Here is an 11,458-nt window from a genome sequence, read left to right on the forward strand (position 1 = left end):
TAATCACCGTCATGAGGATATCTACAAACTCCTCCTCAAGATGCTCAGAGAGAATCCTCTCTGCTAGTCATGACCCACAATTTATTTCAAAAAGACTGTACCTCACGCATGGGCCACATGCTTGTCGGTGGCCGGTGGTCACATGTCCATCTCCCCCAAAGAGGTCCCGGTCGTGTGGGGGCCCCCTCGCTGATGGAGCCAGTTCGCGCCTGGATCTGTGAGAGGACTTCTTGCGTCGTTCTCCTCGCCCTGGGAGCATCCGGCCTGGATGTTCGGCCTGAACGTCCGGTCTGGAGATCCGGTCCGCCAGACTCCTTTTTTATACGATAACGAAAAAGACTTGTCCATCCGCCCGCGTACGCCAAACCGGCCGGGGCGGGGCTTCCCCTGTTGCGCCATGCGGCAGAAAGAAGTAACCAAAATAAATGTGAGGCATACAGAGGACAGGATGGAGGATGACCGATCCCCGGCGGGGCTGCCGAAGCCTCTCACCGGATGGCGGCCTGATGTCGGGCCGGATGTCTGGGGAAGGGCGGAGAAAGACCGCCCGCGTCGGCAGCGTGCGCGCCGGACTCTTGACGCTGGCGCGTTTTGCCGTATTCTCGCCAGCGAAACCGGAGAGGGAGCATTCGCATGGGCAAAGAGCTGATCATCGTGGAATCGCCTGCCAAGGTGAAGACCATCAAGAAATTTCTGGGACCGCAGTACATGGTGCTGGCCAGTGTGGGCCATGTGCGCGATCTGCCTTCCAGCTCGCTGGGTGTGGACGAAGCCAATGATTTCGCCCCCCAGTATCAGGTCATCGACAACAAGAAGAACGTGGTCAGCGAGCTGCGTACCGCCGCGGGCAAGGCGGATACGGTCTATCTGGCGCCCGACCCTGACCGGGAAGGAGAGGCCATCGCCTGGCATGTGGCCGAGCTCATCAGCGACAAGGCCAAGGACATCAAGCGCATCCAGTTCAACGAGATCACGGCGCGGGCGGTGAAGGACGCCTTGGCCCATCCTCGGGCCCTCAACCGGGATCTGTTCGAGGCCCAACAGGCGCGGCGCGTCCTCGACCGTCTGGTGGGCTACAAGATCTCCCCTCTGCTCTGGAAGACCATCAAGCGCGGCATCTCCGCCGGGCGGGTGCAATCCGTGGCCCTGCGGCTCATCGTGGAGCGGGAGGACGAGCGGGACGCTTTCGTGCCCGAAGAGTACTGGCAGTTCCGGGCGCATCTGCGGGGCGAGACGCCGCCGCCGTTCCGGGCGGAGCTGCACAAAATGGACGGCAAGAAGGCTGTCATCCCCAATGCCGAGGCGGCGCAGGCGCTGGAGAGCGCCCTGCGCGGGCAGCCCTGGCGGGTGGAGAGCGTGGAACAGAAGGAGCGCGAACGCGCCCCCCAGCCGCCGTTCATCACTTCCACTCTGCAGCAGGCGGCCAACCAGCGCCTTTCCTATACGGCCAAGCGCACCATGAACATCGCGCAACGCCTGTATGAAGGGGTGGAGATGGAGGACGGCAGCATCACGGCGCTCATCACCTACATGCGTACCGACTCCACGCGCATAGCGGACGAAGCCCGTACGGCGGCGCACGATTTCATCACCGCCACCTGGGGCAAGGACTATCTGCCGGCCAAGAGCCGCGTTTACAAGGCCAAGAGTGGCGCGCAGGATGCGCACGAAGCCATCCGCCCCGTGGATGTGAACATCACTCCGGACAGCCTCAAGGGCCATCTGCCGCCGGATCAGTACAATCTCTACCGCTTGATCTGGTCGCGTTTCGTGGCCTCGCAGATGGCCGGGGCGCGTTTCCACGATACCACGGCCCTCATCGCCTGCGGGCCGAGCCAGTGGCGAGCCAAGGGCGAGCGCCTGCTTTTCCCCGGTTTCCTGGCGGTCATGCCCCGCGGCAAGGACGAGGCGGACAGCGAGCTGCCCGCTCTGACGCCGGGGCAGGAGCTGACGCTCGACAAGCTGGAAAAGGAACAGAAATTCACCCAGCCCCCGGCCCGCTACAGCGAAGCCAGCCTCGTACGGGAACTGGAAGAGCGCGGCATCGGGCGGCCGTCCACGTATGCCAGCATCATCTCCACCCTGCAGGACCGCGAATACGTCAGTCTGCAGGAAAGGCACTTCATCCCCACGGATCTGGGGCGCATCGTCTGCAAGCAGCTCGTGGAGCATTTCGGGCGGCTCATGGACGTGGGCTTCACGGCCAGCATGGAAGAAGGGCTCGACAAGGTGGCCGAAGGCAAGGAGCAGTGGGTGGACCTGCTGCATCACTTCGCGGATGACTTCAATCCCACGCTGGCGGCGGCGGCCAAGAACATGCAGTCCGTCAAGGGCGGCATCCCCACGGATCTGACCTGCCCCGACTGCGGCAAGCCGCTGGTCATCAAGTTCGGCAAGGCCGGGCAGTTCCTGGCCTGCTCCGGTTATCCCGAATGCCGTTTCACCAGCAATTTCCAGCGCAATGCCGACGGCGCGCTGGAGATCGTCGCCCCGCAGAAGCCGGAGCTGGAAAAGGTGGGCGAATGTCCGCGCTGCGGCAAGGACCTGGTCATCAAGCGTTCGCGCACCGGCAGCCGCTTCATCGCCTGCACGGGCTATCCCGACTGCGATTATGCCGCGCCCTTCTCCACCGGGGTGCTCTGCCCGCGTTGCGGCGAGGGACGGCTTGTGGAAAAGAGCAGCAAGCGCGGCAAGATCTTTTATTCCTGCGATCAGTACCCCAAGTGCGATTTCGCTCTCTGGGACAGGCCCATCCCCGAGGCCTGCCCGCGTTGCGGTTCTCCCTATCTGGTGGAGAAGAAGTCGCGTGACGGGGTGAAAATCATCTGCCCCGTCAAGGGGTGCGGCTATGTGAAGGAGGACGACCATGCCTAAAAAGCAAAAGCCCGAAGACAGCAAACGCCGGGACGGCAAGCGCGATCCCGCGGCCGTGACGCCGCCCGCCCCGCCCCGCATCACGCCGTTGAGCAGCCCGCTGGGGCTGGAACAGCGTATCGCGGATCTGCTGGAGGCAGGGCAGCAGGCCGTCCTCATGACCGTCATCAGCCGGGAAGGCTCCGCGCCGCGCGGCGCGGGGACGCGCGCGCTGCTGACCTCGCAGGGCTTGCTGGGGACCGTGGGCGGCGGGGCGCTGGAAGCCGCCGCGCTGGACATGGCCCGGCAGTGCCTTGCCAGCGGGCTTTCCGCCTGTCACCGGTGCAGCATGGACGGCAGCGCCGATACGGACATGATCTGCGGCGGCAGCATGGAAGTGCTCTGCGAGAGCCTTTCCGCCGCGCAGGCGCCGCTGTTCCGGCAGGCCCAGCGCGCGCTGGATCAGGGCATCGACGGCATCTGGTCGGTGGACGTCACCCGCGAGAGCCTGCCGCGACGCGTCCTTTATCTGGAACGGCAGCCCGAGGCTCTGCCCGACGGCAGGACGAAAGACGTGGCCGACATCCCTTCCGAGACGGCCAACGTCATCATCGGTCTGGATCCGGCCCGCTCCCTGCTCGACAAGCGCAAGGGCAAGGCCGGCATCGTGGACGCCACTGTGGCCCGCATCTATATGGAACCGCTGGATACGCCGCCGGTGCTCCTCCTCTGCGGGGGCGGTCATGTGTCGCTGGAAGTGGCCACGCTGGCGCACGCCTGCGGTTTCGTGGTGGACGTGGTGGACGATCGGGCGGAATTCGCCTCGCCGGAGCGTTTCCCCATGGCCCGGCACTGTTTCGTGTTGCAGGCCTTTGCCAATCTTGTGCGAGCCTGCGGCATCGGCAGACGGCATTATGTCGCCATCATGACGCGCGGACACAGCTTTGACCGCGAGGTGCTGGTGCAGGCGCTGGAGAGCCATGCCTTCTATATCGGCATGATCGGCAGCCATTCCAAGAAGGAAGGCGTCTATGCCGCGCTGCGCAAGGAGGGCGTGCCCGATGCGGAACTGGCCTGCGTGCGCTGCCCCATCGGCCTGCCCATCGGAGCGGATTCGCCGCAGCAGATCGCCGTGTCCGTGGTGGCCGAACTGCTGGCCGCCCGCGCCGGAACCCTGCAGCGCCTGCGTATCGACGACTGACAGACGCCCGGCCGCAGGCATCGCTCCGGGCGGCCTCCCGTTTCTTTTGCGAAGGAGTTTCCCGTGGTCCAGCTTTTCATCGTCCTGCTCCTGTTGAGTGCCGTTGCCCTTATCTATATGGAAGCCCGTCGCCGTCTGCTGCTGCAGCGGCGGCTCATCGCCGCCATCAAGTCGGAGATCGCGGACGACACCCGCATGACCGCGCAGATCGGCGTCTATTCCGGCGCGGATCAAAGCACCGTGGTCATCGGCGTGTCCGAAGAGATGGGCGGCTTCTATTACCGCGTCGTACGCCAACATGCCGAAGCCGGGCGCGGCAAGATCAATCTGTGCAACGTGACCTCCGTGGACCTGATCATCGACAGCCAGATCCAGGACATCCATGAAGGCGGCTCCGACATGCCCACCAGCACCGCCAAGGCCACGGACATCTCATCCCGGCTGTTGAGCCAGTATCCGCCGGACAAGGTGAACGATATGCAGCGCATCGAACTGCGCGTCGCCTATCTGAGCGAGAGCGGCGGCGAACACTCGCTGGAGCTGAGCGCCTTGCGTCCCAGCATGGCGCCCCGGCGCAGGAACCGTACCCAGATCCTCAAGAATGCGCTCTGGTGGTGCGTGTTCATCCGCCTTGCCGCGCAGCATACTCGGCTTGCCGCTTCGGGGCTGTATGCCGGGGATGAGCATGACGGATAGGCTGAAAAATATTCATCAATAAAAACAAGTGGTTACGAGAAAAACATACGTCTTTTCAACATATTGAAATAATTTATTTTTTTGAGGATAAAAAAGAGGCGACGATTCCGTCGCCTTTCTTGACACAAACGCCGAAAGTATGTTTTTCGACAGTTTGTTCTCCCTCATGAAGACAGGCGACATGTCTTCACGGCGTACGCCGCCGGGGAAAACAGGGTCGCGCGCGGTAGAAAAAGGGGGGCCTGGACGGGGCTTTCCGCCCTTTGCTGCCGTGTCTTCTGATTTCCGTGTCCGCCTGCGGCGGCAACCATTGCGAAGAGCGGGCAACCGCTTATGGAGTTTTGAATGCGTATGCGTAATATGTTTTCGGTGGCGCTTGCCCTCCTTGTGCTTGTTCAGCTTACCGCCTGTCAGGGCGAAGAGGAGCAGGCGCGTCAGGGCGGCAAGGGGCCGCTTGTAAGCGTTTTCCATGTGGAGGCCAAGGATCGTCCCTGGACCGCCCAGTATCAGGCGCAGGCTTCCGGTTCACGCTCCGTGGAAGTGCGCGCCCGTGTGCAGGGCATCATCGAGAAACGACTCTATGACGAAGGGGCTTTCGTGAAGGAGGGGCAGCTGCTCTTCCAGATCGAGCGGGACCAGTACGAAGCGCAGGTGCAGCAGGCTCAGGCCCAGTATGACAGCGCCTCCCGCGAGTGGCAGCGCATCCGTCCCCTGTACGAGAAGAACGCCGTTTCCCAGAAGGACCGCGACAACGCCCGCGCCGCCTACGACAGCGCCCGCGCCGCCTTGCGCGAAGCCAAGATCAACCTGGACTACTGCCAGGTGGTCTCTCCGGTCTCCGGCTACAGCTCCAAGGAGAATTACACGCCGGGCAACCTGGTGAGCAACAATTCCCTGCTCACCTATGTGGAGCAGACCGACCCCATGTACATCGACTTCTCCATCGCCGCGCCGGAACGTATGCGCCGTCAGCAGCTGGCGGCGGAAGGGCGTCTGCGCTTCCCGGAAAACAATGTCTACAAGGCCCGTCTGCGTCTGCTGGACGGCAGCATGAGCCCTGTGGAGGGGGTCATCAACTTCATCGACAGCCGCGTGCAGCCCACGACGGGGGTCATCAAGGCCCGCGCCACCTTCGACAACTCCACGGGTTCCATCATGCCCGGTCAGTATGTGCGCATCTTCATGGAAGGCGACGTGCTGGTCAACGCCATCCTCATCCCGCAGAAGTCCCTGCTCATCACGCAGAAGGGTTCCTTCGTGCTGGCCCTGGATGAGAACAATATCGTGAAGTCCATGCCCGTGACCGTCAGCGAGACCATCGGGGACATGTACCTTGTGGACTCCGGTCTCAAGGGCGGTGAGGTCATCATCAGCGAGGGCCTCATCAAGGCCCGTCCCGGCCAGCCCGTCACTCCGCAGGAGCCGGGCGCGCAGGGGCAGAAAGCCGCTGCCGCAAACGGCAAGGAGGCCGACAAGGACGACAACGCGGAAAAGGCCGCCCAGTAAGGTGATGCGCTATGGCTGCCTCCGCTAAACCCAATCTCTTTTTGCGACGGCCGATCCTTTCGTCGGTCATCTCCATCGTCATCACGCTGGTGGGCGCGCTTGCCATGAAGGCCCTGCCCATCGCCCAGTATCCTGAACTCGTGCCGCCTACGGTCAACGTTTCCGTGTACTATCCGGGCGCGTCGGCGGAAACCATCGCCGCCACCGTGCTGGCTCCGCTGGAAGTGAACATCAACGGCGTGGAAAACATGCTCTACATGACCTCCACGGCGGCTTCCGGTTCCGGTTCGGGCTCGGTCAGCGTCTACTTCTCGCTGGGGACCAATCCGGACATGGCGCTCGTCAACGTCAACAACAAGGTGAACCTTGCCCAGACGACCCTGCCGGAAAGCGTGCGTCTGCAAGGCGTGACCGTGACCAAGCGTTCGCCGGCCATGTTGCAGGTCATCGCCATGTATTCGCCCGACGGACGCTATGACGAAGTCTACCTGCATAACTACATGCAGGTGAACGTGGCTGACGAACTCAAGCGCGTGCCCGGCGTGGGTGACGTGTCCGTGTTCGGCCAGATGGACTATTCCATGCGCATCTGGATCCAGCCGGACAAGCTGGCCAAGTACAAGCTTACCGTCAGCGACGTGGCCGCCGCCATCCAGGAGCAGAACTCGCAGTTCTCCCCCGGTCGTCTCGGGGACCCGCCGCTGCCGCAGAATGCCGAACTTTCCTGGCAGATCGACACCAAGGGCCGTTTCAGCTCGCCCGAAGAATTCGGTGAGATCATCGTCCGCACCGGCGAGGACAGCGCCCTGCTGCGCCTCAAGGACGTGGCCCGCATCGAGATGGGCGGCAAGGACTACAGCGTCAGCACGGAAATGAACGGCATGAAGGCCCGCGGCATGGGCGTGTACCTGCTGCCGGGCGCCAACGCCATCGCCACCGGCGACGCCGTGACGGCCCGCCTCAAGGAACTGGAAAAAGACTTCCCCGACGGCATCGCGTACAAGGTCATCGTGGACAATAACGACTTCGTGATGGAATCCATCAATGAGGTCATCCATACTCTGGTGGAAGCCATGATCCTCGTGTTCATCGTGGTGTTCGTCTTCCTCCAGAGCTGGCGGGCGACGCTCATCCCCTGCATCGCCGTGCCGGTCTCCATCATCGGTACCTTTGCGGGCATGTACGCCCTGGGCTACACCATCAACACCCTGACTCTGTTCGGCATGGTGCTGGCCATCGGTATCGTGGTGGACGACGCCATCGTCGTGCTGGAAAACGTGGAACGCATCATGTCCACGGAACACCTGCCGCCCAAGGAAGCCACGGCCAAGGCCATGAGCGAAGTGACGGCCCCGGTCATCGCCATCGTGCTGGTGCTCTGCGCGGTGTTCATCCCGGTGTCCTTCATGGGCGGTCTGGCCGGTCAGATGTACAAGCAGTTCGCCATCACCATCTCGGTGTCCGTGGTGCTCTCCGGCATCGTGGCGCTGACGCTGACCCCGGCGCTCTGCTCGCTGCTGCTCAAGCCTCATGCCCATGACCATCAGCCGGCCAAGCCCTTTGTGGTGTTCAACTATCTGTTCACCAAGACCACGCACAAGTATGTGCGCATCGTGCGCTTCATCAAGGATTCCACGCTGCGGGCCTTCGTGCTCTTTGCGATCATGATCGCGGCCACGGTCTGGTTGTTCAAGGTCGTGCCGGGCGGCCTCGTGCCCAATGAGGACCAGGGCTACATCCTCGGCATGGCCATCCTCGACGACGGCGCGGTGCAGTCGCGTACGTCGGATGTGACGCGCCTCATTGCCGACAATCTGCTCAAGAATCCGGCGGTGGAGACCGTCATGTCCATCAACGGTCTGGACATCACCTCCATGTCCCCCAAGAGCAACTACGGCACGTTCTTTGCCACGCTCAAACCCTGGAGCCAGCGCCAGACGCCGGAAAGCAGCGCCGAGGCCATCAGCGCCAGCGTCATGGCCGTGACCATGATGCAGCCCGAGGCCGTGACCATCGGCTTCACGCCGCCGCCCATCAGCGGCATGTCCACTACGGGCGGTTTTGAATGCTATATCCAGATGCGCGGCGACGGCACGAGCCAGGATCTGGAAGCCATGGCCAACAAGTTCGTCACCGCGGCCATGGCCACGGACGAGAACGGCAACCGCCGCTATCCGGCCATCGGCTCGCTGCGCAGCCTCTTCTCCACCGGCGCGCCGCAGCTCTACGCCAATCTGGACCGCGACCGCTGCAAGGACATGGGCATCAGCATCAGCGATGTCTTCACGGCCATGAACGCCTCCTTCGGCGCCATGTACATCAACGACTTCAACTACCTCGGCCGAACCTTCCAGGTGCGTATGCAGGCCGAGGCCGACTACCGCCTCCTGCCTGAATCCCTGCATGACGTCTTCGTGCGGACGAGCCAGGGCGAGATGGTGCCGCTGTCAGCCATCATGACGCTGGAACGGCGTACCGCTCCCCAGACCATGGAACGTTACAACGTGTTCCCGGCGGCCCACCTCATGGGCGACCCCGCTCCGGGCTATTCCTCCGGTCAGGCGCTGGCGGCTATGGATCAGGTGGCGGCCGAGGTGCTGGACAGCAACTATGCCCTCGGCTGGGTGGGTTCCGCCCTGCAGGAACGGCTGGCCAGCGCGGACACCACCATCATCTTCGTGCTGGCGCTGGTCATGGTCTTCCTGATCCTTGCCGCTCAGTACGAGAGCTGGTCCCTGCCGCTGGCCGTGCTCACGGCCGTGCCCTTCGGGGTCTTCGGCGCGCTGGTGGCCACCTGGCTGCGTGACCTCTCCAACGACGTGTACTTCCAGGTGGCGCTGGTCACCCTTGTGGGTCTGGCGGCCAAGAACGCCATCCTCATCGTGGAATTCGCCGTCGAGGCCTGGCGCGACGGGCGTAGTCTGGACGTGGCGGCCATGCACGCCGCCCGCCTGCGCTTCCGTCCCATCGTCATGACCTCGCTGGCCTTCATCCTTGGCTGCGTGCCGCTGGCCATCAGTTCCGGCGCGGGCGCCAACAGCCGTCATGCCATCGGCACCGCCGTGGTGGGCGGCATGTTGGCGGCCACCTGCCTTGCCACCCTGTTTATCCCGTTCTTCTTCCGGTTCATCATGTCCGTTTCCCTGCGCCTGCAGGGCAAGCGCGACCCCAATGAAGGGAAGGGACGCTTCGAGGAGGACGACATATGATCGCGTTTCCCCGTTTTCGGGTGCTGACCGCGTGCCTGACGGCACTGCTCGTGCTGGGAGGCTGCTCGCTGGCCCCCAAATACGAGCGCGAGACCTTCGACATGCCGAGCCAGTGGCGCAAGGTGAACCTGACGACCCAGCCGCTGTACACGGACTGGTGGAAGCGCTTCAACGATCCGGTGCTGACGGCACTGGTGGAAGAAGCTCTCAAGAACAACCTTGACCTTGCCGAAGGCATGGCGCGCATCGAATCCGCCGCAGCGCAGGCCGGGGTGGCCACGTCCGCCCTCTTCCCGCTGGTGACGGGCGATGCGGGCGCGGGCGCGCAGAGCATGTCCGAGCGTAGCGCCAACTACAGCAAGTTGGCGGATCGCTCCTATACCACCTATCAGGGCTCGCTCAGCGCCGCCTGGGAGCTGGATTTCTGGGGCAAGTACCGCAATCAGCGCACCATGCTGACGGACGTGCTCATGAATACCCTGCTCAGCCACGAGGCCCTGCGTCTGTCCATCGCCGGCCAGACGGCCCAGAGCTACTTTGCGCTGCTGGCGCTGGACATGCAGCTCGATACGGCCAACCGTACGCTCAAGAGCCGCGAGGAATCCTTCGCCATCTACACGAGCCGTTACCAGCAGGGCGACATCACCGAGCTGGACTGGCAGCGTGCCCGTGCCGAAGTGGAAACGGCTCGTTCACAGCTGCACAGCGCCATGGTGTCCGTGGACTCGGCGGAAGCCAGCCTTGCTGTGCTGCTGGGCCGCTCGCCGCGTGAGATCATGGACGGCACCATCCAGCGCGGCCGCACCATCGAGCATATGCCGTCACCGCCGGTGCTGCCCGAAGGTCTGCCTTCCGAGCTGCTCATGCGGCGGCCCGACGTCCGGGCGGCGGAATTCCTGGTCATGGCCTATAACGCCAATATCGGCGTAGCCCGTGCCCAGTTCTTCCCGTCCATCTCCATCACCGGCGCGCTGGGCACGTTGAGCGCCTCTTTCGGCCACCTGTTCACCAACCCGTCGGGGACGTGGAATTATGGGGCCACGGCCAGCGTGCCGCTGCTGGACTTCGGGGCCAACTGGTATAACCTCAAGGATGCCGAAGCCCAGAAGAAGGCGGCTATCGCGACCTACCGCAAGACGGTGGGCGAGGCCTTCTCGGATATCCGCTCCGCCTACGTGGCCCAGCGCGAGGCCAACGCCATCGTGGAGAGCTATCAGACGCAGGTGAAGAGCTTGCGCCGTGCGGTGGATATCGCCCGCTTGCAGTACGACAACGGCTATTCCGACTACCTGACCGTGCTGGACGCCGAACGGCAGCTGTTCAATGCCGAACTTTCGCTGGCCAACGCCCTGCGTGACCGCCTCTATGCGGTGGTGAGCATGTGCATGGCGCTGGGCGGCGGCTGGCGGGATCCCGGCGTGACGCCCGGCCCTGTGCTGGTGGACAGCGACAAGCTGGTGGAAGCCCAGCGGACAGCCGGGCAGAAGACGCCCGAAGCCGCGCCCGCCCCGGCGCGTCCGGCTTCCTAGAGGGCGTTCCGAACGGAAAAAAGCTCCAGAAAAGGCGGCTGTCGTAGGCGCGAGTACGTCGCGGCGGTCCGCACAGCCTGATCAACGAACGGGTCTTGCTTCGGCAAGGCCCGTTTTTTTGTCCGCTGGAGGGCCTGTCCGCGCCTCCGTCTGTGTACGATGACCCAACTTGCCTCGCTGGTGGGCGGCGTTTGGGAAAGGCCTTTCGGGGGGAGCCTGCAGCGGCGGGATGTGCCGCGTCATTAGAGCGGATTCGCATTGAAATTGTGCCAATTTCAATGCTGACGCTGCCCTCACACTACGGAAAAAGCGTGGTTTTTCCGTGTGTTCGGTTGCGGGTAGTCGCTCTCGCGACTACCAGAGTAATCCACATTTTCAATGTGGAATTGCTCTAGGTGTAGAGTGTCAATACGTTGTTCACCCTCTGCTCAGACATGAAGCTGGAGGTTTTCTGCCAAGAGCCG

General features: G+C 63.3%; 6 protein-coding genes. All 6 read left to right on the forward strand.

All coding sequences use genetic code 11. The features are described 5' to 3' along the window. Positions 1 to 633 precede the first annotated feature (633 nt). The 6 genes from topA to Q0K00_RS09540 all read left to right on the forward strand — a co-directional run bounded on the left by topA (position 634) and on the right by Q0K00_RS09540 (position 10,994). Positions 634 to 2,874: a type I DNA topoisomerase gene (gene topA, locus Q0K00_RS09515; protein ID WP_297228929.1), complete on the forward strand. Its 2,241-nt coding sequence runs from the start codon at positions 634 to 636 to the stop codon at positions 2,872 to 2,874. After that, positions 2,867 to 4,054, forward strand: coding sequence for an XdhC family protein (locus Q0K00_RS09520; protein ID WP_297228931.1), 1,188 nt, complete (start codon positions 2,867 to 2,869; stop codon positions 4,052 to 4,054). The genes topA and Q0K00_RS09520 overlap by 8 nt, the downstream gene beginning before the upstream one ends. A 63-nt stretch (positions 4,055 to 4,117) precedes the next feature. Next, positions 4,118 to 4,750: a thioredoxin gene (locus Q0K00_RS09525; RefSeq protein WP_297228933.1), complete on the forward strand. Its 633-nt coding sequence runs from the start codon at positions 4,118 to 4,120 to the stop codon at positions 4,748 to 4,750. Between the two features lie 345 nt (positions 4,751 to 5,095). After that, positions 5,096 to 6,256, forward strand: a complete 1,161-nt coding sequence (locus Q0K00_RS09530) for an efflux RND transporter periplasmic adaptor subunit (protein WP_297228935.1) — start codon at positions 5,096 to 5,098, stop codon at positions 6,254 to 6,256. Between the two features lie 11 nt (positions 6,257 to 6,267). Continuing rightward, complete coding sequence (locus tag Q0K00_RS09535) at positions 6,268 to 9,465, forward strand: efflux RND transporter permease subunit (RefSeq protein ID WP_297228937.1); 3,198 nt, start codon at positions 6,268 to 6,270, stop codon at positions 9,463 to 9,465. Further along, positions 9,462 to 10,994 carry an efflux transporter outer membrane subunit gene (locus Q0K00_RS09540; protein ID WP_297228939.1) on the forward strand — a complete coding sequence of 511 codons (1,533 nt, stop codon included), beginning with the start codon at positions 9,462 to 9,464 and terminating at the stop codon, positions 10,992 to 10,994. The genes Q0K00_RS09535 and Q0K00_RS09540 overlap by 4 nt, the downstream gene beginning before the upstream one ends. Positions 10,995 to 11,458 lie beyond the last annotated feature (464 nt).

Source organism: uncultured Desulfovibrio sp., from assembly GCF_944327235.1.
Taxonomy (GTDB): domain Bacteria; phylum Desulfobacterota; class Desulfovibrionia; order Desulfovibrionales; family Desulfovibrionaceae; genus Desulfovibrio.